Here is a 24,698-nt window from a genome sequence, read left to right on the forward strand (position 1 = left end):
ACGCTTCCAGCCCCGGCATGCCGGGGCTTTTTTTCGCTCACTCCGCAGGTTGCAGCACGTCGTGGTTGCGTCCCTTGAACGGCTTGTACCAGCGCTGGATGCGGGCGATGTCGGCATGCATGTCGTCGGTGAGTTCGAGCAGCGGGCCGATGCCGATCACCTTGTTGGCGTAATCGAAATACGCCGGCACCACCGGTACCCCGGCGGCGCGGGCGATGTGCCAGAAGCCGGGCTTCCAGCGCTCCACCCATTTGCGCGTGCCTTCCGGGGCGATGGTGAACCACATGCGGTCGGCGTTGCGGATCGCCATCACCGCCTGCTCCACCACGCCATGCGCGGCGGTGCGGTCGACCCCGATCACGCCCTGCCACACCGCCAGCGGCCCGAACAGCGGCAGCTTCACCAGCGCATCCTTGCCCAGGATCGACAGCTTCACGCCCATCGCCAGCTTCACCGCCACGCCCCACACGCCGTCCCAGTTGGACGAATGCGGCGCGGCGATCAGCACGAATTTCGGCAGGTCCGGGAACGCACCGACCATGCGCCAGCCGCCAAGCCGCAGCACGCCACGACCCAGCCCTTCAAGGAACCGGTTGCGCGGCATCCGCGGCGCGTTCGGCGGCAGCGCAAGCACGACGTCATTGGCACGTGCGTTGCTCACTCCCAATCCTTCCCGGAACGTCCCTGCTTGATCGTCGCACGCCCACGCTTCTCGCCCAGGCGGCGCTCCTTCGCCCCGCGCGACGGTCTGGTCGCGACCCGTGGCTTCGGCACGTGAAGTCCGCCTTCGATGAAATGCGCCAGCCGTTCGCGCGCATCCTGCCGGTTGCGCTCCTGGGTGCGGAAGCGCTGCGCGGCGAGCACCAGCACGCCCTCGTTGGTCATGCGCCGGTCGCACTTGGCCAGCAGGCGTTCGCGCACGGGCTCCGTCAGCGAGGGCGACTGCGCCACGTCGAAGCGCAGCTCCACCGCGGTGGCGACCTTGTTGACGTTCTGCCCACCCGGACCCGACGCCCGCACGAAGCGTTCGATGAGTTCGTCGTCGTCGATGGAAAGGGGGCCGACCTGCATGGCGCGATTGTAGAGCGGTTGCCATCCGCCGATCGGGTTGGGACGATGCCGCACCCATCCCCCACGGAACCTGCCATGCGCCGTCTCGGCCTTGCCCTCGCCCTCGCCCTGTCCACCACGTTCGCCATGCCGGCGTTCGCCGCCGATCCCGTGCCCGCGCCGCAACAGGCGACCGCCGCCGACATCGACCGCCTGCTGGAGGTGATGGACATGCAGGCGATGATGGCCGGGATGATGGACCAGATGTCCGCCGTGCAGGGGCAGATGGTGGACGAGGCTTTCGGCGAGGACCTGTCCGATGCCGATCGCGCACGCATGAAGTCGGTGACCGCGCGCACCGACGCGCTGGTGAAGAAGCGGATGTCCTGGCCGGCGATCGAACCGATCATCCGCAAGGTCTACCTGCAGCTGTTCAGCAAGCCGGAAGTGGACGCGATGATCGCGTTCTACGGCAGTGCCGAAGGCAGCTCGATCCTGCGCAAGGCACCGCAGGCGATGTCGCTGACCATGCAGGAAATGCAGCCGCTGATGCAGGGCCTGATGGAAGACATCAAGGCCGACATCGACAAGGAAGCGAAGTCGCGCAAGGACTGAGTCGTTTTCAGCGCGGCACGGCGTCGAACAACGCCAGCGCCTTCCCGAATTCCGCATCCACGGGCGCAAGCGTTTCGATGCGCTCGGTGGCGTGCGGGTGCACGAACGCCAATCGCCGTGCATGCAGCAGCATGCGATGGATGCCGAGCATGCGGAAGTTGCGGTTGTGGCGGCCATCGCCGTGGCTGCTGTCGCCGACGAGGTGATGGAACTGGTGCTTGAGGTGGCGGCGGATCTGGCGGAAACGGCCGGTCCGTGGCGAGGCGCGCAACCACGCATAGCGCGAGGTGTCGAAGCCGGCGGACGGCAGCGACAACTCGCAGCGGCCCAGCACCTCGAAGTCGGTGATCGCGGGTTTCTTCTGCGGCTTGCCGGGACCACCATCGAGCGGATGATCGATGGTGAACGCCTGCTCCGCCGGCCAGCCGCGGCAGACCGCCCAGTAGTCCTTCTCGACCTCGTGCGACATCAGGGTCTTGCCGAGCGCGGAGGCGGTCTCGCGGTCGAAGGCCAGCAGCAGGCAGCCGCTGGTCGCGCGATCCAGCCGATGCACCAGGAAGATCGGCTTGCCGAACTGCTCACGCAGGCGATCCGCGGCGAAATCGGTTTCGCCGCGCGCCAAGGCGCTGTCGTGGACCATCAGGCCGGCCGGCTTGCACACCACCGCAAGTGCCTCGTCGCAAAAGAGGACCGGCAGGTCGAGGTCGATCGGCGGGGCATCGGGCGCAAGGTCGGTCATGCGCCATTGTCCCGCATCGCGCCCGCGTCGATCCGCCCGCTCAGGCGTGCAGGTCGCCGCCGCAGTGCCGGCGCTCCACCTGCAGGGTGGCGTGGCCGATGTCGAAGCGCTCGTGCAGCATCGTGGCCATCGCATGGCGCACCGCGTCCGCATCGACCGCATCGTTGGCCAGCAGGACATGCGCGGTGAGGATCGGCTCCTTCGACCCCAACGCCCAGACATGCAGGTCGTGCACGGTGGCGACGTCGGGTTGCGACGCCATCGCATCGCGGATCTCGTCGATGTCCAGGCCTGGGGGCACGCCCTGCATCAGCACGTGGCCGGCCGCGCGCAGCAGCGTCCACGTGCGTGGCAGCACCCACAGCCCGATCAACACCGCGATGATCGGATCGACCACGGTCCAGCCGGTGAAACGGATCAGCACTGCGCCGGCGATCACCCCCAGTGAGCCGAGCATGTCGCTCCACACCTCCAGGTAGGCGCCCTTCATGTTCAGGCTCTCGCCCGCGCCGGCCTGCAACAACTTCATCGAGATCAGGTTCACCACCAGGCCGAGCACGGCGACCAGCAACATGCCGTTGGATTCCACATGCGGCGGCTGGCTGAAGCGGCCGATCGCTTCCCACAGGATGTAGCCGGCGACCAGGAACAGCAGGCCACCGTTGACCAGCGCACCGATCGCTTCCATCCGCGCATAGCCGTAGGTGCGCTTCGCGTCCGCCGGCCTGCGCGCCATCCGCACCGCGAACAACGACACCCCCAGCGCGATGACGTCGGTCATCATGTGCGCCGCATCGGACAGCAGCGCCAGGCTGTTGGTCAGCAGGCCGCCGACCACTTCCACCACCAGGAACGCCAGGGTCAGCCCGAGCGCGATCCACAGCGGACGCTCGAACTTGATCTCGCTGGGCACATGGCTGTGGCCGGCGCTGCCGTGGTCATGCCCGTGGTGATCGTGCTTGTGGTCGTGGCCTGCGCCCATCTGCCTGCCATCGCGATTCGCCAAGGCCGAACCCTAGCGACGGATGCACCGGTTACACAATCTCACTGCGTCGCGTGGCGGTGCGCACGGCGACAGGATCGGGCCATGAGGCCCTGGCAGCCACAGCGCCTGGATCCGCCGCGAAACGCGTGGGTCAGCGCCGCGGCCACGCCGCCAGCAGGGCCCAGGCACCACCGATGCCGGCCACCCAGGTCGACACCGGCACGCCCAGCAATTGCGGACCCCCGGCTTCCAGCGCGTACAGTACCGCGGCCACGATCAGCAGGCCGGAGCCGAGCACCGCCGCGACCACGCGCTTCTGCGCGGCATGCGCAATGCGGGTGAGTTCGGCCAGGTCGCGCGAGCGCATCGACAGCTCGTGCTTGCCCTCGACCTGCTGCTGCAGCCAGGCATGCAGCAGGCGCGGCACGTCCGGTGCGCGGGTGATCATCTCCGGCAGGCGCTTGCGGAATTCGCCGGCCAGTCGCTGCGGGCTGTAGCGTTCGACCAGGATTTTCTCGAGGACCGGTTTCGCCACCGCCCAGATGTCGATCTCCGGATCCAGCTGCCGGCCCACGCCCTCGATGTTGAGCAAGGTCTTCTGCAGCAGGATCAACTGCGGCTGCAGGGTGAGCTCATAGCGCTGCGCGGTGCGGAACAGCTTGACCAGCACTTCCGCCAGCGAGATCTCGCTGAGCGGACGGGTGAAGTACGGCTCGCAGACCGCGCGCGCCGCGGCTTCCAGTTCATCGATGCGGATGTGCGACGGCATCCAGCCGGCCTGCACGTGCAACTCGGCGATGCGCCGGTAGTCGCGGTTGAAGATCGCCATGAAGTTCTCGGCGAGGTAGTACTGATCCTCGCTGGAGAGCTGGCCCATGATCCCGAAATCCAGCGCGATGAAGCGCGGATTCTGCTTGCGCGTGGCATCCACCCAGATGTTGCCGGCGTGGGCATCGGCATGGAAGAAATTGTCGCGGAACACCTGCTGGTAGAACACGCGCACACCCTTCGCCGCCAGCGCCTTGCGGTCGATGCCGGCGGCATCCAGCGCGGCGATGTCGTCGGACGGGATGCCGCGCACGCGCTCCATCGTCATCGCACGCTCGGCGGTGTGCGACCAGATCACCTCCGGCACGTACAGGTCCGGCGAATCGATCCAGTTGCGGCGAAGCACGCTGGCGTTGCCGGCTTCGCGCTGCAGGTCGAGTTCGGCGGCGAGCGTGGTCTCGATCTCGGCCACGATCTCGCGCGGACGGATCTTGTCGGCGGCGGGATGAGTGCGTTCGACGATCGCGGCGACACCATTGAGCAACGCCACGTCGGCGGCGATCTGCCGCTTGATCTCCGGGCGCAGCACCTTGACCACGACCTCGCGGCCGCCGTGCAGCGTGGCCGCATGCACCTGCGCGATGCTGGCCGAGGCCAGCGGCGTGGTGTCGAAACTTTCGTAGGCTTCGGCGACGTCGCGGCCCAGCGCCTGCTGGACGATGTCGCGCGCCCGCACGCCATCAAACGGCGCCACCCGGTCCTGCAGGTGGGTGAGTTCCTCGGCGATGTCCGGCGGCACCAGGTCCCGCCGGGTCGAGAGGATCTGCCCGAACTTGACGAAGATCGGGCCCAGCTCCTGCAACGCCAGGCGCAGGCGCTCGCCGCGCGACAACGATGCCACTTGCGCCGAGGCACGCGGCACGAACGGCCGCATCAGTTTCAGCCAGCGCTCGGCCGGGGTGTCGTCGAGCAAATCGTCCAGCCGGTAGCGCAGCAGCACCCGGCCGATCCGCAGCGCGCGCAGGGCCGACTTCATGCGTCGAGCCCGCGTTCGCGGCGCATGCGCGCGATCTTCGCGGCGATGCGCTCGACGTCGTCGCGCAGCGCGTCGACATCGTCGTGGAAGGCATCGAGCTCGGCGCGAGGCACCACGTCGCGGCTCTCCTCGGTGACGAACTCGGCGGCGGTTTCCGCGAAGTTCTTGCCGGCAACTTGTGCCTGCCTCAATCCGGCCGACACCGCCTTCGCGATCTGCACGCCCAGCACGTCGCCGAACACGCGGGTGAACGGCAGCGCCCAGTCGGGATCGAAGCGCTGCGCCAGCTGCTGCAGGCGGCGCGCGAGTTCGGCATCGCCCTCGATGCGCAGCTTGCCGACCGGCGGTGCGTCGTCACGGCGGAACAGCGGGATCTGGCCGAGCAGGCCGGCCAGCGTCGTACGAACGCCGAGGTCGGGTTCGCGATCCGCATCGACCGGTCCCACGCGCAAGGCATCGCCGTCCACGCGCACCTGCAGCGCCAGCGGCGGCGAGGTCAGTTGCAGCGCAACCCGTTGCCCATCCAGCCCGCGCAAGGCGACCTGCGTTTCCGCATCCAGCGCCAGCGCGCGGTTGAGCGCGACTTCCAGCGCCTTGCCGGCGGGTTGCTTCCAGTTGAAGGCGGCTTCGGTCATGCGGGCATTGTAGCTGCGCCCCGCCAGCCGGCCTGTGGGTTTGCGCAGCCGCTCCATCCAGTCATCCAGGACTGAGTCGCGGGCGCGGGCACGCCGCTGCGCGGCTCTCCCGGCCCAGCGCATGCGCTGGGCGTTCATGCAGTCGCGCGGCAATGCCGCGCAAGCAGACTGCCCTCACCCATGGCCCGCTCTGCGCAAACCCACAGGCCAGCTGGCTACCGTTGTCGCGATGTGGTCGTTCCGCGCTATGAACGAATCGACAACCGCAAGCGCTCCAGCCCTTCCGCCATCGTCACCTTCGGCACGTAGCCGAAATCGCGGGTAGCCGGCGCCATCGAATACCAATGCGACGTCGACAGCTGTTCGGCGAGGAAGCGCGTCATCGGCGGCTCGCCCTTCAGCGGCAACACCGACCACAGCCCCTCGCAGATGACGCCGACCGCATAGGCCACGCCGAACGGCAGGCGCTTGCTCACGATCGGCGCGCCGGCCGCGCGCAGCAGGCCATTGAGCACATCGCGCATCGGCCAAGGCTCGCCGTTGCTGATGAAATAGGCCTTGCCCGCGCACGCCGCACCGGGCGCGAGATGCTCGAACGCATCCAGATGCGCCTGCGCGGCGTTGTCGATGAAGGTCGTGTCTACCTTGTTGCCGCCGTCGCCGACGATGCGCAGGCGACCGGCGTTCGCGCGTTCCACCAGGCGCGGCAGGATCTGGTTGTCGCCCGGGCCCCAGATCAGGCGCGGGCGCAATGCGATTGTGGCCAGATTGGCATCGTTCGCGGCCAGCACGGCTTTCTCGGCGATGGTCTTGGTGGTCGCGTAATGCGCCTGGAAATGCTCGCCGTAGGGCACGGTCTCCGCGGTGCCGCCTTCGACCGGATGGGTGGCGCGATGGGTGACGCTGGGCGTGGAGGTGTAGACCAGCTTGCCGATGCCGTGCGCGCGGCAGGCATCGAGCACGTTCTGCGTGCCGACCACATTGGCCTGGTGGTAGCTGTCGTAACTGCCCCATGCGCCGGCTTTCGCCGCGTTGTGGAACACGGCATCGAAGCCACCGGCAAATGCAGTGAGCACCGCATCGCGATCGGCCAGATCGCCCGCGACCTGGCGCACGCCGAGTGCATCCAGCGCCGGATAGTGCCCGCGATTGAAGCTGGTGACGTCATGTCCGCGCGCAACCAGCCCTCGACAGAGCGCTTGGCCGAGGAAACCGCCACCGCCGGTCACGAGGATCTTCATTCGCTCTCCTTCAAGGGTTGCTTCACCGCCCACGCCGCCAAGGTTTCACGCCCGATCTTGGCGTTGTGGCGGATGTCGACGGGAAAGGGCTTCGGGTAGCGCAGGAACGCCTTCACCTTGGCGGTGTGCACGAAGCCCTCGCCGATGTGGCGCAGTTCGTCGTTCACTTCCGCCACATCGGCCGTCACCCCGGGCTTCAATTCATAGACCAGCACCGGGATCTGCGCGCCTTTCGCGCCGATCCCGACCAGCGCACTGCGCAACACCGACGGATGCGTGTTGAACACCGGTTCGACCTGCTCGGTGCACAGCGTGGTGAGGTCATCGACGACCACGCGTTGCGACTTGCGCCCGCAGAACCACAGCCGGCCTTCGCCGTCACACCAGCCCAGGTCGCCCATGCGATGGACGCTGCGCTCGCTGCCGTCGGGCAAGGCTTCGCGGATCTTGGCCAAGGCGGTCTGCGCGTCGCGATTGAAGTAGCTGTCGGTCGCGCTCGGCCCGGCCACCGTGATCTCGCCGACCTGCCCCACGCCGACCCGCAAGGCGTCGTCCCATGCCGGGATCGCGTCATCACTGATGCGGATGATGCGCACGGTGTTGCCCGCCACCGGGCGGCCGACACAGGTACCGGCACCGGTCTCGGTGCGCGTGCGCAGGGTCAGCAGCTCGCGGCCCTCGATCACCGCGACCGGCAGGCATTCGGTGGCCCCGTACGGCGTCCACAACTGCGCATCGGCCGGCAGCAATTCGAACATGCGCTGCACCACCGCAGGTGGCACCGGAGCACCGGCGCTGGTGACGCGCTTCACCGTCGGCAGTTTCTCGCCATGCCTCGCCAGCACCTGCATCAACGCGGGCGAGCCGAACAACTGGGTGATGCCGAAGCGCGCGATCGCCGCATGCAGCTTGCGCGGATCGGCGCGCGCCGGTTGGGTCGGATCCATGTCGGGGATGACCGAGGTCAGCCCCAGCGCCGGATCGAACAAGGCGAACGGCGGGAACGTGGGCAGGTCGATGCCGCCGGGCGCGATGCCGAATGCGTTGCGCAACATCTCGATCTGGGCGACGAAATGCCGGTGCCGGTACACCACGCCCTTGGGCACGCCGGTGCTGCCGCTGGTGAAGAGGATGCCGGCCACGTCGTCAGGTTGCGTATCCGCCAGTTGCGGTGGCGCGTTCGCACCGTCGCGTTCGACCTCGACCAAGGTGGCATCGGCCAGCCATGCGCGCATGCCGGTGGTGACGCGCACGCGTGCCGACGCCGCCCATCGCAGCAATGTCTTCGCCAGCATCGCCAGCGGGACGCCGATGAATGCTTCCGGCTTCGCTTCGTCCAGGCATTGCTTCAGGGCGCGCTTGTCGATGCCGGGATCGACCAGCACCGGCACCGCGCCGGCCTTGAACAGGGCGAACATCAGCAGGAAGAACTCGGGCGTGGGCCGCACCATCACCACCGTGCGGGTGCCGCGGACGATGCCGCGCATCGCCAGCCCGGCGGCGATGGCATCGCTGCGCGCGTCGAGTTGCGCATAGGTCAGTGCAACCTCGTAGCGACCGTTGCGACCCGGGCAGCGCATCGCGACCTGTTCCGGGCGCTCGCGGGCCAGCCGCGGCAATGCGGCGGCGATGTTGCAGGTCTCGGGTTGCGTCTCGCTCATGCGCGCATTGTCGCCGACAATGGCGCATGCCTGCCGAACATCCCTGCCTCAGCTGCGGCGCCTGCTGCGCGTTCTTCCGGGTCAGTTTCCACTGGTCGGAAGCCGATTCCGCGCTGGGCGGCCAGGTGCCGTTCGAGCTGACCGAGCCGTTGCGCACGCACGAACGGGTGATGCGCGGCACATCGCAGAAAGACCCGCGCTGCATCGCGCTGGACGCGGACATCGGCCGCTATTCGCGCTGCACGATCCACGACCGCCGGCCGTCGGTGTGCGCACTGGTGCCGGCGAGCTGGGAATTCGGCGCGGCGAGCGCACAATGCGACAAGTCGCGGATCGCGCACGGGTTGCATGCGTTGACGCCGGCGGACTGGATCGGCGTGGACGAGGCCGAGAAGAACCCGCTGCCCGAGCCCTGATCGACTCAGTCGAACTGTTGCCAGAGCTTGTCGAACTGCAGGCCGAACACGCGCACCAGGTTGGCGTCGTCGGTGACCACCAGGTTTTCGTCGTTCTTCTCGGTCGCGCTGCGGGTCCAGTTGAAACTGCCGTTGGCCAGCACGCGCCCGTCGACCAGGGCGAACTTGTGGTGCATGTGGTACGGCGCGTCGTCCAGCCGCACCGGCACGCCACGGTCGCGCAATCGCGCGATGTCGCTGCCGCTGTCGTGCTGCTTGTCGTTGTCGCTGACCACGCGCACCTGCACGCCGCGCGCATGGCATTCCAGGATCGCGTCGGTCAGGCGATCGTCGGCGATGGTGAACACGCAGATGTCCAGCGTGGCCTTGCAGCCGCGCATCAGGTCGCGCAACCGCCGCAGGCAGGTGTCGCCCGGCGAGAAATACGCGCTCGACACCACCGGCGCGGCTTCGTTCGCTGCATCCAGCGTCTTCACCACCTGCTCCAGCCAGCGCAGCACGTCGAGCGTTTCCGCGGGCGTGGCCAGCATCGCCTCGCGGGCGATGTCGAACGCGCGGTTGCGCAGGAAACGCACGCGCGCCGCATCCAGTTGCTGCCCGAGTTCGCGCAGTTGCAGCTTTTCGCCTGCGTCCAGGGTGAAGTCCTGCGCGGATTCGCGCAGGCTGCGGTCCAGCGCGTCGAAATCCATCACGCCGCGTCGGCCAGCGGATGCGCGTCGAGGAAGCGACGGATTGCCGGCACCAACACCTCGTGCTTGTCTTCCAGCACGTAATGCCCGGCATCCTCGAAGTCGCGCACGATGGCGCGCGGCAGCGCCTTGCGGAAACCGTCCAGGAAATGCCGGTCGAAGACGAAGTCGCGCAATCCCCAGCCGATGAAGGCCGGACGATCCGCGTAGCCCGGCAATGCCGCGGCGGCGGCCTGCACGATCGGCATCGCGCGGTCGCCGGCATCCAGCGGGATGTCCTGCATGAAGCGCAGCGTGCTGATAGCCTGGTCCCAGCCGTCGTACACGCCGGCATAGGCAGCACGCACGTCCTTCGGCAACGAGCGGGTGGTGCCGAACCATGCCGCGCCGCGCGCGAACAGGTTGAAGCGACGGATCAGCCAGCCGCCCGGCTTCGAATCGCGACCCATCGCCAGCCGCTTCGGGAAGCGCTTGCTCGCGGGCAACGGGAACGATGCGGTGTTGGTGATCACCAACCGTTTCACCCGCGATGGGTCGCGCAGCGCCCAGCCGAACCCGATCATGCCGCCCCAGTCGTGCACCGCCAGCGTCACCGGGCCATCGATGCCGAGGTGCTTGAGCAATGCATCGACATCGTCGATCCGCGATTGCAGCGTGTAGTCGTACGTCGGGGATGCCGACGGCGCATCGTCCGGGCGATCCGACAGGCCCATGCCGACATGGTCCGGCACGATGCAGCGATACCGATCCTTCAGCCCGTTGACCAGGTGCCGCCAGTAGAAACTCCACGACGGGTTGCCGTGGAGCATCACGATCACCTCACCGTCGCGAGGACCTTCGTCCAGGTACGACATGGCGATGCCGGGGCGCACCTCGACGCGTTGCGGGGCGAAGGGGTAGTCGGGGAACTGCATGCGAGGCGGGACTGCGGGCACGGGGCGCACAGGATACCGGCGCGGGCCACTGCGACCAATTTCCGATGGCGAGCCCCGGCCACCGCGGCGAGAATCCCCGCATGGCCTTCGACGCATTCGCCCTGATCCTGACCATGCTCGGCATCGGCATGCTGTTCGCGCGCCTGCGCGTGCTGCCGGACAACGCCGCCGAAGTCCTCAACCGCATCGTCCTGTTCGTCTGCCTGCCGGCGGCGGTGCTGACCTACGTGCCAAGGCTCCAACTGGACGCCTCGCTGCTGGGCATCGCCGCCACCCCGTGGGCGCTGGCCGCTGCCACCGTCGGCCTGGTCACGTTGGCCAGCCGCTGGCTGCGGTTCCGCCGCGACGAACATGCCGTGCTGCTGCTGTGCGTGGCGCTGGGCAACAGCAGCTTCATCGGCTACCCGATGGTCCATGCCCTGCTGGGCGAACACGCGCTGCCTTACGCCGTGGTCTACGATCAGTTCGGCATCTTCGTGCTGCTGTCGACCTTCGGCCTGTATGTGCTGGCCCGCTACGGCGGCGATGCACCGCCGACCCTGCGCATGGTGGCGATGCGGATGCTCCGCTTCCCGCCGCTGTGGGCACTGGTGCTTGGCCTGACCGTGATGCCGGCCGAGCCACCGACGTGGATCGCCGGCGGCCTGCAACGGCTGGCCGATGCCCTGCTGCCGCTGGTGATGCTGGCGGTCGGCCTGACCATCCAGCTCAAGCTGCCGCGCGACGAGGTCAAGCCGCTGGCAGTCGGCTTGGTGCTGCGCCTGCTGGTGCTGCCCGCGCTGGCGCTGCCGCTGTCGCTGGCCTTCGGCCTGCAGGGCGCGATGCTGCAGGCGAACGTGCTGGAATCCGCAATGCCCAGCATGATCACCGCTGCCGCACTGGCGATCTCCCACCAGCTGGCGCCACGGCTGGCGGCGGCACTGGTGGGTTACGGGATTTTGTTGTCGCTGGTCACCCTGCCGACGTGGGCGTGGGTGCTGCAGCGTTGGGGATAAGCCTATTTCAGCAACGGCAACTGCCCACCTTGTTCTTCGCGCAGGACTTCCGCGCGGCGGATCATCTGCTGAACCTCGGCGACGGCATTGACGACGACCAGCTCCACTTCCGGGTGTTCGTTGGCGAATACGCGGAAGATTTCATCAGCAAACGCCTGGCCGATGCTGCCAACTTGATCGAAGTCGAGCACCACGCAGCGGAACCGGTCTACCCGCTGCAGCAGTCGCTTGGCTTGCGAGCGCGAGACAAGATTCTCGTCGCCGATCTTCGCCAGCCTCACGGGCACCACGGTTTTGGCGAAACTGTAGTCGTCCGGGCCACTGGAGAACTGATCAATCACTTCCTTCGCGGTGCGTGTCGAGCCCAAGCCGATTTGCATCGCAACGCGGGTGCCACCAGCCTCGTCGGCATCGTCCAGGAGATCCTCGTCATAGACGTGATCGTGGTCGAATACCAAGCCTTCCGATGCGATTCGAAAGCGATCGAACATGCGCGAAGTGAAGAAAATGCCTTCGCCGGAATGCCGGCGCGGATCCGTGGTCAGCTTTCCCTTGGCCAGTTCCAGCAGCGCCAGTCGTTCGTCCGGCAGGTCCAAGGCGCGGGTGATCTTGCGAAAAATGCCGACCCCTTCATCGGCCACTTCGAACCCCAACTGGCCATCGCGAAGGTCCATCCGCACCATCACATGCGTCGCGTCGGAATGATCGACCGCGTTGTTCACCATCTCGGTCACGCCGTGGTGGGCGATGTCCAGGACATTGCGCGGCAGTTGCTCGAGCAATGGCAGCAGGTCGCTGAACCACACTCGATCCTCAGCCAGATTTGCCCGCGGGTAAAACTGCTGAAACCGCCGTTTGGGACCCAAAGAATAGGTTGGACGAGTGCTCCCTGCCTTCAGCAGGTAACCATCTGCCACAAGCTCCCGAACCTGCGTGCTGATGCGCGCGCCGGACAAGCCGAGTTGCGCGGCCACCATGCCCACCAGGTCGTGCGGATGCGCCGTCACCGCCTGCAAGAGGGCGGCATCGATCTCGGCAGAACGGTTGGGGCGGGCCATGCCGCCACTCTAAAATTAAGCGCGCCTATTTGCTAGTTAAATCAATTATATTTGACAGTTAAACTCGTGATCATGGGTAAGTCACTGATTTTTCCGCTACTCATGCCAAGCACATCGCGTGTAATTGCCGCTGATCCCCGATGTCGGGACACCGCTCACGCCTGCGGTTCCTCGCCATCCGTGACTGCCGACGCTGGCAACAACGCATCATCAATAAATCCGTAGCCCGCCAACTGCGGCCGCAATTTGTCGCGCAACGCATCGTGTGCGGCTTTCACTGCGGCCATTTCCGCTTCGCCTAGCCCACGCTCCCTCAACGCACTGCGCACCTGCCACCATCCGGCGTCCCATGTGTCGATCCTGAACTTGCCGGTACGCAGCTGGCCCAATGCGTCCAAATAAATCCGCCATGCCGCCTGCCCAGCATCCAACAGGGTGTGCGCTTCAACGGACAGCTCCCGTCTGCTCAGCCATTCGGCCATGAAGCGGTCCTGCGCACCGGGCAATTGCAGTGCGATATCACCATCGCCGATGTTCCAGCCACGCAGTGCTGCCAGTCGCCACGGGAAGAAGTGGTTAGGCACTTGCCAGATCCTGCTGGCATACGCAACGTCCTTCAAGGCAGCGGTGTGATTGCTGTTGTGGAACAGGTTCCACACCGTGCAGTCGGTGACAAAGTGCGCCGGCAACCGTACGGACGGCTGCATGAACTGGTCGCGGTCGTTATGCCATTCCGCTTTGGGCAAACGGCGCACTGCGTGCACAACCATCGCTTGCTCGAAGTTGTCCGGGGTAATGCTCAGCGCACCGGCGCTAGCTGACGGACCCGAGTACAACGCCGTCATGTTCTGGTGTTGTATATCGTTTCCTGCGCACGACAAGGACGCAATGAAGCCCGCACCAATGCGATCGCGAATATCTGGCCCAGCGGTCTTGACGGTGATCGCGGAAGAGAACGGCGGGAAGGTGGTCACACCGTCTGGCCGTTTGATCCACTTGGACAGGAAGCGGTTACGGTGCGCGCTGCCCAGCCGCTTGCGGCCGATCTTCTGCACGCGAGTGTCATATACGTCTAGCAGGATGTCTTGTGCGTCCAAGCCTTCCTCATGCGCCAAATCCCACAGCAGATGGCCCACCGGGAACTGGCTGGCACCCGAGGTGCCAGCGAAGTTGACCGAGGAAAACATGAAGCCGCGCTTGAAGCCGAATCGGAAGATGCGGTCGCGGAATTTCTGATCGTTGGTTGCATTGATGTACTTGAGCGTCGAGAACAAGCCCAACCAGGCCTGCTTGCCGCGGAATTCCCGACGAATGCGATACAGGAACTGCGTGAACAATTCGCGGCTGACTTCGCCAAGCTCATGTTCGTGCATTTTCTCGCGCACATGTGTGCGCGCGACATCGGCCTTGTTGGCACCCTTGGCCCCACCCTTCTGCGCGGTGGCGAACGGCGGATTGATCAGGACTATCCATTTGAGCGCCGGATTGTCCAGATCGCGGCGCAGGCGTTCTGGCATTTTCCAGGTGGCGGATTTGGCGAAGGCGAACCCGCCTTGCGCAGAAAACCCGTGGCTGACGTTCTGGTCGTCGTCGCCGGAGAACAGGTTGCCGATATCGTCGTTGAGGTAGTCGTACTGGAACACGTCCACACCCGGAAAGATGCGCTCCATGTGGGTGACGTCTTGCGGATGCAGAGTGGAGAGGTACAGGTAAGGCCACGCCTCGGACGGCAGGTGGTATTCCAAGTTGCCGGTACCGGCGGCCATATCCCACAGGCGGTATTCACCGCTGCGCCACCAGTGCGGACCCAGGGCCTTCGCCAGTCCTTCCAGCGCCTTCGCTGCAAATGGCAATGGGGTGAAGAATTCGCCTTCGCGGCGACGCGCCTCGTCATCGGTCAGGCGGTCGATCTTGGCCAGGATGCCGCGCGTTACCTCGGGGTCGCGCACTTTCTCGTACAGGCTCCAGAACCGGTCATAGTCCTCGGCTAGGATCTTCTTGACTCGCACTTCGTCTTGGCCAACCTGGAAATAGACCTTGCCTTCCTCGCGCATGACCTGCGAGCGGCCATGCTGGATGTCGTTGACGAAATAGCGTGAGGGCTTGAAGCCGTTGCGCACGGATTCCTCGAAAATTTCCGCCCAGTAGGCATACACCTCCTCGAAGTTTTCCTCGGTGATCAGCTTCTTGTCGCCAAAGCGGAAGCCGGCCTGCACGGTGAAGCGCTGGTCCAGCTCCACCAGGAGGGCCGCAGCTTCCGCCGGGATCGACAAGTTGCGCGTGACCACTTTGCGGAATGCAGGATGCGCGCGCACTGCCGCCACCAGCCGGGGATCGGGCGAGGAAGGGCGCAGTGACCAGTCGAAGCGGCTGCCATCGTCGCTATAGATCTCGCTCCAATCCGCCACGTGGCCGAAGACCATCTCGTTCTTGTCGGCGGCGCACCATTCCAGCGGAATCGATTTGGACGACTGGTGATATTTCAAACGATGCAGGTAATACATAAGCTGCGCAACGACCGGGGCAAGCTGGGACGCGCTCGAGAGCTTCTTGTCGTACTTGAATTCGAACAGCACCTGCGGCGAATACAGGTCGTGATCGTCCGAAGTGTTGTAGTCCAACCGCAGGTGCCGAGCCCAGGCGGCTTTCACGTCTTCTTCTGTGCGGCTCTTGTCCAACCGCTTCAGCAACGCGTCCAATCGTTTTTTCACAGCGGTTGCGCTCCCTCGCTGAGGATGGCCAGGTAGTCGCTGTACGCGAACACCCGATGGCGGCGCTGGCCGGTCAATTCATTGACGATCTCCATGTCCTCGAGTGTACGAATCGCGGCGCGGATGGTGGGCGCACTCAAGGCCATTTGCGGCTGCACTTGCGGCACGCCGAGCAGGACGCGACGCGCGAACTGGTCGAACACCAACCCCACGTTGCCGGCGCGCGTACCGAGGGCAGCGATGCGGGCGCGATCACGCGCCAGCAGGGCCAGCAGGCGTTGTGCGGTCTCCACCGCCTGCTGCGCGGTTTCCGCCACGCCTTCCAGGAAGAAACCCAGCCAAGCTTCCCAGTCGCCGCGCACGCGTACGCCGTTGAGCATGTCGTAGTAATCAGCGCGGCGGCGCTTGAAGTAAAGGCTGAGATACAGACTGGGTTCGCGCAGGACGCCTTCATTGCAGAGGATCAGCGCGATCAGCAGGCGACCGAGGCGGCCATTACCGTCGCCGAAGGGATGGATGGTCTCGAACTGCACATGTGCCAGCGCGGCCTTGATCAACGGCGAGGTATCCGTTGCCGGCACATGCAGGAAGCGCTCGAAGGCAGCCAGCGCCTCATCCAGCGCATCCGGTGGTGGCGGCACGAAATGCGCCAAGGCCGGCGTTGCGCCGCCGATCCAGACTTGCCCCTTGCGGAACTCCCCGGGTTGCTTGCCAGCGCCGCGCCCGCCGCGCAGCAGCAACGCATGCATCTCGCGGATCAGCCTCAACGACAACGGGAAGTCGTCCTCGCGCAGGCGCTTGAGTCCATGATTCAGCGCAGCGACGTAATTTGAGACTTCCTCGACATCGTCCAGCGGCACGCCGGGCGCTTCGTCCAGCTCGAACAGCAGCAAGTCGGACAGGGACGATTGGGTGCCCTCGATCTGCGAGGACAGCAGCGCTTCCTTGCGCACGTACTGGTACAGGAACAACTCGGGGTCCGGCAGCATCAAGGTGATGCCGTCGAGGCGGCCGAGCGCCTGGTCGGCGCGTTCCTTCCGGGCGATCAGGTCGGGGCTGGACAGCGCCAGTGGAGGCTGCGGTGGCAGTGGATCCGGCACAAAGGCCTGATAGCGACTACCGGCCAATGAGCCGGGAACGTAATGACCGGTACTACGGATGGGCATCTGCTTTCCTTACGCGGCGTCTTGACCAACGCAAGGAAAGATAAATAGCAAATATTTTTTTAAGAATCTAGAAAACAAGCGTCAACGAAAGAAATTTGCAGAAACTATCTATATCAATCGGCAGCTCTCACCAGACGACTTCCGCCATCGAGCAATTCAGCCCCGACCCGATCCCCAGCAGGGCGACCCGATCGCCCTTCTTCAGGCGGCCCATCTCGCGCAGCTTGGACAGCACGATCGGAACCGATGCCGGGCCGATGTTGCCGTGTTCGCCGAAGATGGTCATGACCTTGCGCGGGTCGATGCCGATCGCCTTGGTGAAGGCGGCGGTATGGACCTTGCTGACCTGGTGGATGACGAACTGGTCCAGTTCCTCGGAGACCCAGCCCAGCGCGTGCTTGGCGGCGACGAAGGTCTTCTGCGCCAGCTTGATGCCTTCGATCAGCAGCATGCGGGTGTCGGTGACCATGCCGTCTAGGTTGCCGCGGCACAGCTTGTTCCACTCGGTCGCGGCGCGGGTGACGCCACCCTTGTAGCGCGGTGCGCCCGGGGCCAGTTCGGCGCGGGCCAGCACCATCGCGGCGGCGCCGGAACCCAGGGTCAGCGTGGCCAGTTCGTTGCGGAACTGCTCCTCGGTGGCGTCCTCGCGGCCCAGGCGCTCGAGGGTCTTCTCGTAGGCGAGGTTGGCGGTTTCGCCATCGACGATCAGCGCGTAGTCGATCTCGCCGCGCTCGATCATCCGGCTGGCGATGTCCATGCCGTTGATGAAGGCCAGGCAGGCATTGGCGACGTCGAAGTTCTGGCAGGTGTCCGGCAGGCCGAGGTTGCCGCTAACGATGGAGGCGGTGGACGGCTCCAGGTAGTCGCGGCTGACCGAGGTATTGACCAGCAGGCCGACCTTGTCCGGATCGATGCCGGCATCACCCAATGCCTTGACGCCGGCAAGGGTGGCTACGTCCGAGGCCTGTACGTTGTCTTCCCACAGGTAGCGTGCATGGATGCCGGCGATCTCGCCCAGCACGTCGGTCTTGATGCCGAGGCGATCCATGGTCGGCTTGAGCCGCGCATTGATCTCCTCCGACGACAGGCGACGGGGGGCATCGATGTGGGCCAGGCCGGCGATGGCAACATGTTGGAACAGCATGGGCGCGGACTTCAGGGACGCGGAGACGCGGGAACCTGACAGGATAACGGGTTAGCCCCGCGCTTGCGCGAACGGCGGTCGCGGTTCCGCAGCGTGGAACATGCGCCTCAGCGCGTGCACCGCCACAAGGCCCAGCGCTGGGTGCCATCCACCGGCTGGCCGAGTGGACTGATGCTGTCCGCACCCACCCCGGGAGCCTCGTTGCGGGCCAGGGTTTCCAGTTCGTCGCGCACCTGCGCCTCGCTGCGTTCGTAGAAGCCGACCTTGTGGCGGACCGAGACCTCGGCCTCGCCGCGCTTATCGCAGGACGGCGCGCTGGCCAGCACTTTCACCTTGCCCGCGCTGGGGGCCATGTGCACGAAGGTGCAGGCGGGCAAGGACAACGCGAGTGCAGCAACGAGCATCAGGCGCATCGTGGTCTCCCAAAAAGCCGATGCCGTCCAGTGTGGACGGCATCGACAGGGCATTGCTGAACGGTTGGCTTACTTCTTCGCCACCGGCTTGCCGTCGGCGTCGAGGATGGTGACCTCGCCCAGGTTCAGCGCGCGCACCACCTGCTCGGTCTTGCTCAGGTCGCCCACGACCACCCAGGTCAGCGCGTTCGGATCCAGCGCCTTGGCGGCGGCATCGACCTGCGCCGGGGTCATCGCCTCGATCTCGGCCTTGCGCTTGAACACGTAGTCGTCCGGGCGGCTGTACAGCACATTGCTGCCGATCGTGCCCATCACCGACGCCGCGGTCTCGTAGGCGCCGGGCAGGCTCAGGGTACGGATCTTCTGCATGCCGCTGACTTCCTCGGCGCTCGCGCTCTGCTTGCCGCTGGCGAAGTCGGCGATCTCGCGCTTGATCTCGGCCACCGACTCGGCGGTCTTGTCGATCTGCACCGGCGCCGATGCCGTCCACATGCGCGGGCCGACCGAATTGCCGGCGCCGCTGCTGGCACCGTACGACCAGTGCTTGTCCTCGCGCAGGTTCATGTTGAGGCGGGCGGAGAAGTCGCCGCCGATCACCATGTTGGCCATGTCGAAGGCCACCGCGGCCGGATCCATGCTGGACGGCGCCAGCTGGGCGGCCACGATGTTCGCCTGCACCGCGCCCGGCTGGTCGATCAGGAACACCCGCGGCTTCTTCTGCGCCGCGACCGCCGGGAGCTTCGAAGCGGCGGCGGCATCGCCGGTCGCCTTCCAGTCGCCGAAGTGCTTCTCCAGCACCGGCACGATCTCGCCCAGGGTGGTGTCGCCGACCACGACCAGGGTCGCGTCCTGCGGACGCAGCGCGCTGCCGTGGAAGCCGACCAGGTCGGCGCGGGTCAGGCTGGCGATGGACGCCTCGGTGCCGCTGCCGGTGCGCGGCGCGCCGTACGGATGATCAGCGCCGTAGACCAGGCCCGGCACCACGCGCTGGATGATCCCGTCCGGGTTCACCTTCTCCTGCTTGATGCCGGCGATCCACTGGCCTTTCACGCGGTCGATGTCGGCCTGCTCGAAGCGCGGCTTGCGCAGCATGTCGGCGTACAGCGCGACCGACGGCTCCAGGTTCTGCTTCAACGACGACAGGTACGCGCTGCTGCTGTCCAGGCCGGCGCTGGCGCCGAGATTGGCACCCAGCGATTCGGCACGGTCGGCGAACGCCAAGGCGTCGAGGTCGCCGGCACCTTCGTCCAGCAGGCCCATGGCGAAGCTGGCGGTGCCGAGCTTGGCCGCCGGGTCGGCCGACTGGCCGCCGCGGAACTCGTAGCTCATCTGCACCACCGGGATGTCGTGGCGCTCAGCCAGGATCACCTTGGTGCCGTTCTTCAGCGTCGCGCGCTGCAGGCTGGGGAACTTGAGGTCGGGGAAGCTGGCGGTGACCGGCACGCCGGCCTTGCGGTCGACCGTGCTCGCGGTGGTCGTGTACTTCTTGTCCACGGCCGGCAGCTTGAACGGCGCCGGGGTGACCGCCGGCTCCTCGGGAATGTCGACGCGCTTGCCCGGATTGACCACCAGGGTGTGGCTGCCCTTGCCGGCGCCCAGCCAGGTGTTGCCGGTGCTGCGCACCGAGGCCACGGTGGCATCGCCCAAGGTCTTCAGGCTGTCGCGAAAGCAGCCGGGGTCGCCGGTGTAGACCGCGCATTCCGCCAGCGCGTCGGCCTTGCCACCGGAGCCGCCGATGCGCTCCACGCCACGGATCCAGCCGGCCTGGATGCTGGTGCGCGCGCGCTCCAGCTCATCCGCGGTCGGGCCGTCCTTGAGCAGCTCCTGCAGTTCCTCGTCGATCGCCGCCTCGACCTTGGCCACGTCCACGCCCTGCTTCACCGCGGCGGTGATCATGAAATTGCTGCCCAGCTGCGAGCCGTACGGGGACGCGCCGACGTTGTCGACCAGCTTGTCCTGGTGGACCAGGCGACGGTCCAGGCGCGACGACTTGCCGCCGCCCAGCACCTGCGCGAACAGCTGCAGCCGGTCCAGGTCGGGCTGGCCGTATTCGGCCACGTTCCACATCCGGAAAATCCGCGACTGCGGCACGCTGTCGGTCATCTCGCCGCGGCTGTCCTTGGTGTGCGCGGCCACGTCCACCTTCGGCTGGGCCATGGTCGGACCGGCCGGGATGTCGCCGAAGTACTTCGCGACCTTTTCCCTGGCGGTGGCGACGTCGATGTCGCCGGCCAGCACCAGCACCGCGTTGTTCGGGCCGTACCAGGTCTTGAACCACGTCTTCACGTCCTCCAGCGAGGCCGCGTTGAGGTCGTTCATCGAGCCGATGGTGCTGTGGTTGTACGGATGGCCCTTCGGATACATGGCCTTGCCCAGCACGTCCCAGACCTGGCCGTAGGGCTGGTTCTGGCCCTGGCGCTTCTCGTTCTGGACCACGCCGCGCTGCTCGTCCAGGGTCTTCTGGTCGATCGCGCCGAGCAGATGGCCCATGCGGTCGGATTCCATCCACAACGCCATGTCCAACGCGGTGGTCGGCACGTTCTCGAAATAATTGGTGCGGTCGGAATTGGTGGTGCCGTTCTGGTTGGTGGCGCCGACCTGCTTGAACGGGGCGAAGAACTCGCCCGGGTTGTTCTCCGAACCGTTGAACATCAGGTGTTCGAACAGGTGGGCGAAGCCGCTGCGGCCGGCCGGCTCGTCCTTGCTGCCGACGTGGTACCAGACGTTCACGGCCACGATCGGCGCCTTGCGGTCGGTGTGCACGATCACCCGCAGGCCGTTCGGCAGGGTGAAGCTCTCGTAGGCGATGTCGACCACCGGGGCGGTGGCGGCGCGGGCCTGTGGCGCATAGGCGCCGGCGGACAAGGCGGTGGCGAGGGCAACGGCGAGCACGGCGGGACGGAACACGGACATGGGCAACTCCAGGGACAGGCGCGGGACAGCGAACCGCCGATGTTAGCCGCCGGGACCGGTCGATACACTAGGCCGGAAGCCACCCGAGGAGCCTGGCATGGCCCGTACCGCCCTGGTCACCGGCGCCAACCGCGGCATCGGCCTGGAATTCGTCCGCCAGTTGCTGGCGCGTGGTGATCACGTGGTTGCCGCCTGCCGAAACCCCGGCAAGGCTGCCGCGCTGAATTCGCTGGCCGGCGAACACCCCGGCCGCCTGCACGTGCTGCCGCTGGACGTGGCCGATGCGAAATCACGCGCGCGCCTGGCCCACGAACTGCCGCTGGTACTCGGCGAACGCGAGGACGGCACGCCGGGCACGCTCGACCTGCTGGTCAACAACGCCGGCGTGCTGCATTCCGGCGAGCGCTTCGGCCAGGTCGAGCAGGCGATGCTGGAGGACAGCCTGCGGATCAATGCGATCGGACCGTTCCTGCTGGCGCAGGCCTTGGCGCATCTACTTACCGATGTCGCCAGCGCGGCCGGGGGTGCGGTCAATTCGCTCCCCGATACTCGCTCGGTTGACCGCACCCCCAGCCGCGCCGACGAACCCAAGCTTTCCCGTACCGTCATTGCCAACATCAGCTCGCAACTGGGCTCGATCGCCAGCACGACGCGCTTCGGCACGCCCAGCTACGACATCAGCAAGTCAGCGCAGAACATGGGCAGCGTGCTGCTGGCGCGGGCGCTGGCCGAACGCGGCATCCTGGTCCTGGCCCTGCATCCCGGCTGGGTGCAGACCGAGATGGGCGGGGCGCAGGCGCAGGTTGCGCCCGCGGATGCGGTGGCAGGGCTGCTGCAGGTGATCGACGGCGCGACACAGGCACAGTCCGGGAGCTTCGTCGACTGGCGCGGCGAGCCGCTGCCGTGGTGAGCGCACGCCTCTAATGTTCCACGTCATCCTGCATCGCCCCGAAATCCCGCCCAACACCGGCAACGTGATCCGGTTGTGCGCCAACACCGGTGCGCACCTGCACCTGGTGCGGCCGCTCGGCTTCGACATCGACGACAAGCAGCTGCGCCGCGCTGGCCTGGACTACCACGAGTACGCGCCGATGCAGGTGCATGACGACCTTGCCGGCGCGCTTGCCGCCATCACCGCGATCGAGGGCGCCGCGCCGCGCGTGTTCGCCCTGTCCACCCGCGGCACGGTCCGTTTCGACGCTCCCGACTATCGCGCCGGTGACGCCTTCCTGTTCGGCAGCGAGACCACGGGCCTGCCGCAGGCCGTGCTCGACGACATCCCCGAGGCACAGCGCCTGCGCCTGCCCATGCGGCCCGGCAATCGCAGCCTCAACTTGTCCAACACGGTGGCGGTGGTGGTGTTCGAGTGCTGGCGGCAACAGGGTTTCGACGGCGGCGCATGAGCGCGTACGCTAGCGGCATGGCCACTAGCCACGGCAACCCGCCGCCAAGATTCGACATCGCGCATCTGCTCGATACTGCTGCGATCTCCGTGCGCGACGTCGCCTGTGGCGGCGAATGCAGGCATCGCAGCGCGGAAGAATGCGTCGTCGCCACCCGCCTCGTGTTTCCGTATCGCGGCGTCTACCTGCGCCATGTCGGACGCGCACAGTCGGTGGCGGATGCCAACCACGTGCTGCTCTTCAATGCGGGCGAGGGTTACCAAGTCAGCCATCCCCTCGATGGTGGCGATGCCAGCCTGTCGCTCGAGCTTGCCGACCCGGTGCTGCGCGAACTCGCGCCGAAGGAATCCCTCCGCGCGGGCGAGGGCGGCGGGTTCCGCGAGCAATCGCTGCGCATCGATGCGCGGGCGCAGGCGCTGGCCGCACTCCTTCGGCATGCATTGCGTCACGGCCGGATCGAGGCGCTCGAAGCCGAAGGCCTTGCGCTCACCCTCGCCTCGCGCAGCCTGGGCCCGCGTACCGCGCGTGCGCCCGGCGCGACCCGTGCGCGCCAGCGCCTGGTCGATCGCGCCAAGCTGTTGCTGGCCAGCAACCTTGGCCGGCGCTGGACACTGGCGGAGATCGCGGCCGAGGTCGGAGGCTCAGCGGTGTACCTGACCCAGGCCTTCAAGCAAGTCGAAGGCATGCCGCTCTATCGCTATCAATTGCGATTGCGACTGGCACGAGCGCTTGACCTGCTGGGCGACGACGTCGACCTGTCCGCGCTTTCGCTGTCGCTCGGGTTCACCAGCCACAGCCATTTTTCGGCGGCATTCCGCCAAGCGTACGGACGCTCCCCGACGGAATTCCGCCAGGCCGGCTGATCGCAGCCGGGGAAACCGCTAAAGAATCCGACAGCGCCGCCGCGCTCGCGATGGTCTCCTGCGCCTGCCCAATCCGGGCACCTTTCATCAGGAGAAGTGCCATGGCAGAACAAACCTGCGCCGCCTGCGACTATCCGCTGGAGGACAATCCAATCCAGGTCACCGTCGGCGGCCGCAGCGTCGAGGTGTGCTGCGAGGAATGCGCGCAGAAGCTGCGCGAAGCACGCGACGATCGGGCTGCCTGAGATGCAGGCATCGATGTCCATCCTGCTCGCCATTGCCGTGATGGCCAATGGTTCGCCCGTGGCTGCAGCGCCTGCGTCCATCCCACCCTTCCCCGTGGAAGCAGAGCTGCAGCTGCGCGCGATCAACCACCGCTTCGCCGATGCTTTTCGGGGCTCCGACGTGGCCTACATGAGCAAGCTCACCCCTCGCGACTTCCTGCTTACCGACAGCGACGGCGCATGGGTGGATCGGGACGCCTTCCTGGCGCGCTTGCGCGGGCAGGCGCCGTTCGACGAGGTGGCCTACGACGCTGTGCAGGTGCGGTTGCTGGGCGAGGTGGCGATGCTTCACGGGGTGTTCCATGCCCGCACGCCAGCAGGCGAACGCGCACATGTGCGCTACACCCATGTGTATGCATGGCAGGACGGTCGCTGGCGGCTGGTCAGCGCGCAGAGCACCCCGATCAAAACCTCCGCGACGGCACAGGACGCCGCCGTCGCGGTCGCCGACACCGGGACGCCAAGCCAGCGCAAGGATCCCGCCGGCGACGACATCGCCATGCTGGCATCGCTGAACGCGCAGTACGTGCAAGCATTCCGCGACGCGGACGTGGCCTGGTACAACACCCACCTCGCGCCGGACTACCAGGTGGTGTTCGGCGACGGTTCGCTGCATGGCCGGGCGGCGGCACTGGCCGACTTCGCCAAGCCCCATTACGCCGAAAGCATCGCCTCATTCCCGGTGGACAAGGTGCGAATCCGCCGCTTCGGCGATGTCGCCCTCGTCCACGCCGAGAACGCCTACACGCTGAAGGACGGGCGGAAGGGGGTGAACCGCTACACCGACATCTGGGTGAAGCGCGCCGGACACTGGTGGTGCGTGGCCGCGCACATCACCGTGCACCGGGCGGCGTCGTGACACGCTGGCAGCCAAACGGCGCGCGCACCTCGACCGGAAGGAACCGGAATAGTTCCTGCACCAACGAGTTTTGTATTCATCTTGGGTTGTGACCGCCTCCCCAGAATGCGCCCACGTCC

Annotated in this window: 24 protein-coding genes; 8 read left to right on the top strand and 16 right to left on the bottom strand. The window is 66.5% G+C overall.

From position 1 onward, the window contains the following. Nucleotides 1-37: 37 nt before the first annotated feature. The gene (locus ACE3T8_RS11715; protein ID WP_374609413.1) at nucleotides 38-604 is read right to left on the bottom strand and encodes a 1-acyl-sn-glycerol-3-phosphate acyltransferase; all 567 of its coding nucleotides are present in this window, start codon (nucleotides 602-604) and stop codon (nucleotides 38-40) included. A 53-nt stretch (nucleotides 605-657) separates the two neighbouring features. Beyond that, on the bottom strand, nucleotides 658-1,071 hold the full coding sequence (gene arfB, locus ACE3T8_RS11720) for an alternative ribosome rescue aminoacyl-tRNA hydrolase ArfB (RefSeq protein ID WP_374609374.1): 414 nt from the start codon (nucleotides 1,069-1,071) through the stop codon (nucleotides 658-660). Nucleotides 1,072-1,146: 75 nt separating this feature from the next. Here arfB and ACE3T8_RS11725 point away from each other — a divergent pair, with 75 nt between their 5' ends. Then, entirely contained in the window at nucleotides 1,147-1,665 is a 519-nt protein-coding gene (locus ACE3T8_RS11725) for a DUF2059 domain-containing protein (protein ID WP_374609375.1), read from the top strand. 7 nt (nucleotides 1,666-1,672) lie between these two features. On the opposite strand, the gene ACE3T8_RS11730 is transcribed toward ACE3T8_RS11725, so the two are convergent. From ACE3T8_RS11730 to oleC, 6 genes are all read right to left on the bottom strand, one after another. Then, the gene (locus ACE3T8_RS11730) at nucleotides 1,673-2,404 is read right to left on the bottom strand and encodes a pseudouridine synthase (RefSeq protein ID WP_374609376.1); all 732 of its coding nucleotides are present in this window, start codon (nucleotides 2,402-2,404) and stop codon (nucleotides 1,673-1,675) included. A 40-nt stretch (nucleotides 2,405-2,444) separates the two neighbouring features. After that, nucleotides 2,445-3,386, bottom strand: coding sequence for a cation diffusion facilitator family transporter (locus ACE3T8_RS11735; protein WP_374609414.1), 942 nt, complete (start codon nucleotides 3,384-3,386; stop codon nucleotides 2,445-2,447). A gap of 154 nt (nucleotides 3,387-3,540) precedes the next feature. After that, on the bottom strand, nucleotides 3,541-5,193 hold the full coding sequence (gene ubiB, locus ACE3T8_RS11740; RefSeq protein ID WP_374609377.1) for a ubiquinone biosynthesis regulatory protein kinase UbiB: 1,653 nt from the start codon (nucleotides 5,191-5,193) through the stop codon (nucleotides 3,541-3,543). After that, nucleotides 5,190-5,828, bottom strand: coding sequence for an SCP2 domain-containing protein (locus tag ACE3T8_RS11745; protein WP_374609378.1), 639 nt, complete (start codon nucleotides 5,826-5,828; stop codon nucleotides 5,190-5,192). The genes ubiB and ACE3T8_RS11745 overlap by 4 nt, the downstream gene beginning before the upstream one ends. A gap of 245 nt (nucleotides 5,829-6,073) precedes the next feature. Continuing rightward, nucleotides 6,074-7,069, bottom strand: coding sequence for a 2-alkyl-3-oxoalkanoate reductase (gene oleD, locus ACE3T8_RS11750; protein ID WP_374609379.1), 996 nt, complete (start codon nucleotides 7,067-7,069; stop codon nucleotides 6,074-6,076). Beyond that, nucleotides 7,066-8,730: an olefin beta-lactone synthetase gene (gene oleC, locus ACE3T8_RS11755; protein ID WP_374609380.1), complete on the bottom strand. Its 1,665-nt coding sequence runs from the start codon at nucleotides 8,728-8,730 to the stop codon at nucleotides 7,066-7,068. The genes oleD and oleC overlap by 4 nt, the downstream gene beginning before the upstream one ends. Before the next feature lie 26 nt (nucleotides 8,731-8,756). Between oleC and ACE3T8_RS11760 the strand changes: the two genes are divergently transcribed. Next, entirely contained in the window at nucleotides 8,757-9,146 is a 390-nt protein-coding gene (locus tag ACE3T8_RS11760; protein ID WP_374609381.1) for a YkgJ family cysteine cluster protein, read from the top strand. A 5-nt stretch (nucleotides 9,147-9,151) separates the two neighbouring features. Here the strand turns inward: ACE3T8_RS11760 and ACE3T8_RS11765 are convergent, their stop codons facing one another. Then, nucleotides 9,152-9,835 carry a phospholipase D-like domain-containing protein gene (locus ACE3T8_RS11765; protein WP_374609382.1) on the bottom strand — a complete coding sequence of 228 codons (684 nt, stop codon included), beginning with the start codon at nucleotides 9,833-9,835 and terminating at the stop codon, nucleotides 9,152-9,154. After that, entirely contained in the window at nucleotides 9,835-10,749 is a 915-nt protein-coding gene (locus ACE3T8_RS11770; RefSeq protein WP_374609383.1) for an alpha/beta fold hydrolase, read from the bottom strand. Before ACE3T8_RS11770 ends, ACE3T8_RS11765 begins: the two co-directional genes overlap by 1 nt. A 101-nt stretch (nucleotides 10,750-10,850) precedes the next feature. Between ACE3T8_RS11770 and ACE3T8_RS11775 the strand changes: the two genes are divergently transcribed. Then, nucleotides 10,851-11,765: an AEC family transporter gene (locus tag ACE3T8_RS11775; RefSeq protein ID WP_374609384.1), complete on the top strand. Its 915-nt coding sequence runs from the start codon at nucleotides 10,851-10,853 to the stop codon at nucleotides 11,763-11,765. 2 nt (nucleotides 11,766-11,767) lie between these two features. On the opposite strand, the gene ACE3T8_RS11780 is transcribed toward ACE3T8_RS11775, so the two are convergent. The 6 genes from ACE3T8_RS11780 to ACE3T8_RS11805 form a co-directional block, all read right to left on the bottom strand. After that, nucleotides 11,768-12,823 (bottom strand): STAS-like domain-containing protein, encoded by a 1,056-nt coding sequence (locus tag ACE3T8_RS11780; RefSeq protein WP_374609385.1) that lies wholly within the window; start codon nucleotides 12,821-12,823, stop codon nucleotides 11,768-11,770. Nucleotides 12,824-12,978: 155 nt separating this feature from the next. Continuing rightward, nucleotides 12,979-15,522, bottom strand: a complete 2,544-nt coding sequence (locus tag ACE3T8_RS11785; protein WP_374609386.1) for a hypothetical protein — start codon at nucleotides 15,520-15,522, stop codon at nucleotides 12,979-12,981. An 8-nt stretch (nucleotides 15,523-15,530) separates the two neighbouring features. Continuing rightward, nucleotides 15,531-16,700, bottom strand: coding sequence for a Fic family protein (locus ACE3T8_RS11790; RefSeq protein ID WP_374609387.1), 1,170 nt, complete (start codon nucleotides 16,698-16,700; stop codon nucleotides 15,531-15,533). 127 nt (nucleotides 16,701-16,827) lie between these two features. Then, entirely contained in the window at nucleotides 16,828-17,844 is a 1,017-nt protein-coding gene (locus ACE3T8_RS11795; protein WP_374609388.1) for a 3-oxoacyl-ACP synthase III, read from the bottom strand. A gap of 107 nt (nucleotides 17,845-17,951) precedes the next feature. Then, nucleotides 17,952-18,257 carry a DUF4156 domain-containing protein gene (locus ACE3T8_RS11800; RefSeq protein ID WP_374609389.1) on the bottom strand — a complete coding sequence of 102 codons (306 nt, stop codon included), beginning with the start codon at nucleotides 18,255-18,257 and terminating at the stop codon, nucleotides 17,952-17,954. 69 nt (nucleotides 18,258-18,326) lie between these two features. After that, entirely contained in the window at nucleotides 18,327-21,170 is a 2,844-nt protein-coding gene (locus ACE3T8_RS11805; RefSeq protein WP_374609390.1) for a M16 family metallopeptidase, read from the bottom strand. Nucleotides 21,171-21,267: 97 nt separating this feature from the next. Here ACE3T8_RS11805 and ACE3T8_RS11810 point away from each other — a divergent pair, with 97 nt between their 5' ends. The 5 genes from ACE3T8_RS11810 (at nucleotide 21,268) to ACE3T8_RS11830 (ending at nucleotide 24,579) form a co-directional block, all read left to right on the top strand. Continuing rightward, entirely contained in the window at nucleotides 21,268-22,080 is an 813-nt protein-coding gene (locus ACE3T8_RS11810) for an SDR family oxidoreductase (protein ID WP_374609391.1), read from the top strand. A gap of 13 nt (nucleotides 22,081-22,093) precedes the next feature. Then, nucleotides 22,094-22,573: a tRNA (cytidine(34)-2'-O)-methyltransferase gene (locus ACE3T8_RS11815; RefSeq protein ID WP_374609392.1), complete on the top strand. Its 480-nt coding sequence runs from the start codon at nucleotides 22,094-22,096 to the stop codon at nucleotides 22,571-22,573. A gap of 17 nt (nucleotides 22,574-22,590) precedes the next feature. Beyond that, complete coding sequence (locus ACE3T8_RS11820) at nucleotides 22,591-23,436, top strand: helix-turn-helix domain-containing protein (protein WP_374609393.1); 846 nt, start codon at nucleotides 22,591-22,593, stop codon at nucleotides 23,434-23,436. A gap of 101 nt (nucleotides 23,437-23,537) precedes the next feature. Further along, entirely contained in the window at nucleotides 23,538-23,681 is a 144-nt protein-coding gene (locus ACE3T8_RS11825) for a TRASH domain-containing protein (protein ID WP_374609394.1), read from the top strand. A gap of 13 nt (nucleotides 23,682-23,694) precedes the next feature. After that, nucleotides 23,695-24,579, top strand: coding sequence for a DUF4440 domain-containing protein (locus ACE3T8_RS11830; RefSeq protein ID WP_374609395.1), 885 nt, complete (start codon nucleotides 23,695-23,697; stop codon nucleotides 24,577-24,579). Nucleotides 24,580-24,698: the final 119 nt, after the last annotated feature.

This window comes from Thermomonas sp., assembly GCF_041919455.1.
Classification (GTDB): Bacteria; Pseudomonadota; Gammaproteobacteria; order Xanthomonadales; family Xanthomonadaceae; genus Thermomonas.

Excerpts from the sequence above, each read along its gene's own strand:
- ACE3T8_RS11715 (WP_374609413.1), bottom strand. The coding sequence starts at position 604 with ATGCCGCGCAACCGGTTCCTTGAAGGGCTGGGTCGTGGCGTGCTGCGG.
- arfB (WP_374609374.1), bottom strand. The coding sequence starts at position 1,071 with ATGCAGGTCGGCCCCCTTTCCATCGACGACGACGAACTCATCGAACGC.
- ACE3T8_RS11725 (WP_374609375.1), top strand. The coding sequence starts at position 1,147 with ATGCGCCGTCTCGGCCTTGCCCTCGCCCTCGCCCTGTCCACCACGTTC.
- ACE3T8_RS11730 (WP_374609376.1), bottom strand. The coding sequence starts at position 2,404 with ATGACCGACCTTGCGCCCGATGCCCCGCCGATCGACCTCGACCTGCCG.
- ACE3T8_RS11735 (WP_374609414.1), bottom strand. The coding sequence starts at position 3,386 with ATGGGCGCAGGCCACGACCACAAGCACGATCACCACGGGCATGACCAC.
- ubiB (WP_374609377.1), bottom strand. The coding sequence starts at position 5,193 with ATGAAGTCGGCCCTGCGCGCGCTGCGGATCGGCCGGGTGCTGCTGCGC.
- ACE3T8_RS11745 (WP_374609378.1), bottom strand. The coding sequence starts at position 5,828 with ATGACCGAAGCCGCCTTCAACTGGAAGCAACCCGCCGGCAAGGCGCTG.
- oleD (WP_374609379.1), bottom strand. The coding sequence starts at position 7,069 with ATGAAGATCCTCGTGACCGGCGGTGGCGGTTTCCTCGGCCAAGCGCTC.
- oleC (WP_374609380.1), bottom strand. The coding sequence starts at position 8,730 with ATGAGCGAGACGCAACCCGAGACCTGCAACATCGCCGCCGCATTGCCG.
- ACE3T8_RS11760 (WP_374609381.1), top strand. The coding sequence starts at position 8,757 with ATGCCTGCCGAACATCCCTGCCTCAGCTGCGGCGCCTGCTGCGCGTTC.
- ACE3T8_RS11765 (WP_374609382.1), bottom strand. The coding sequence starts at position 9,835 with ATGGATTTCGACGCGCTGGACCGCAGCCTGCGCGAATCCGCGCAGGAC.
- ACE3T8_RS11770 (WP_374609383.1), bottom strand. The coding sequence starts at position 10,749 with ATGCAGTTCCCCGACTACCCCTTCGCCCCGCAACGCGTCGAGGTGCGC.
- ACE3T8_RS11775 (WP_374609384.1), top strand. The coding sequence starts at position 10,851 with ATGGCCTTCGACGCATTCGCCCTGATCCTGACCATGCTCGGCATCGGC.
- ACE3T8_RS11780 (WP_374609385.1), bottom strand. The coding sequence starts at position 12,823 with ATGGCCCGCCCCAACCGTTCTGCCGAGATCGATGCCGCCCTCTTGCAG.
- ACE3T8_RS11790 (WP_374609387.1), bottom strand. The coding sequence starts at position 16,700 with ATGCCCATCCGTAGTACCGGTCATTACGTTCCCGGCTCATTGGCCGGT.
- ACE3T8_RS11795 (WP_374609388.1), bottom strand. The coding sequence starts at position 17,844 with ATGCTGTTCCAACATGTTGCCATCGCCGGCCTGGCCCACATCGATGCC.
- ACE3T8_RS11800 (WP_374609389.1), bottom strand. The coding sequence starts at position 18,257 with ATGCGCCTGATGCTCGTTGCTGCACTCGCGTTGTCCTTGCCCGCCTGC.
- ACE3T8_RS11805 (WP_374609390.1), bottom strand. The coding sequence starts at position 21,170 with ATGTCCGTGTTCCGTCCCGCCGTGCTCGCCGTTGCCCTCGCCACCGCC.
- ACE3T8_RS11810 (WP_374609391.1), top strand. The coding sequence starts at position 21,268 with ATGGCCCGTACCGCCCTGGTCACCGGCGCCAACCGCGGCATCGGCCTG.
- ACE3T8_RS11815 (WP_374609392.1), top strand. The coding sequence starts at position 22,094 with ATGTTCCACGTCATCCTGCATCGCCCCGAAATCCCGCCCAACACCGGC.
- ACE3T8_RS11820 (WP_374609393.1), top strand. The coding sequence starts at position 22,591 with ATGGCCACTAGCCACGGCAACCCGCCGCCAAGATTCGACATCGCGCAT.
- ACE3T8_RS11825 (WP_374609394.1), top strand. The coding sequence starts at position 23,538 with ATGGCAGAACAAACCTGCGCCGCCTGCGACTATCCGCTGGAGGACAAT.
- ACE3T8_RS11830 (WP_374609395.1), top strand. The coding sequence starts at position 23,695 with ATGTCCATCCTGCTCGCCATTGCCGTGATGGCCAATGGTTCGCCCGTG.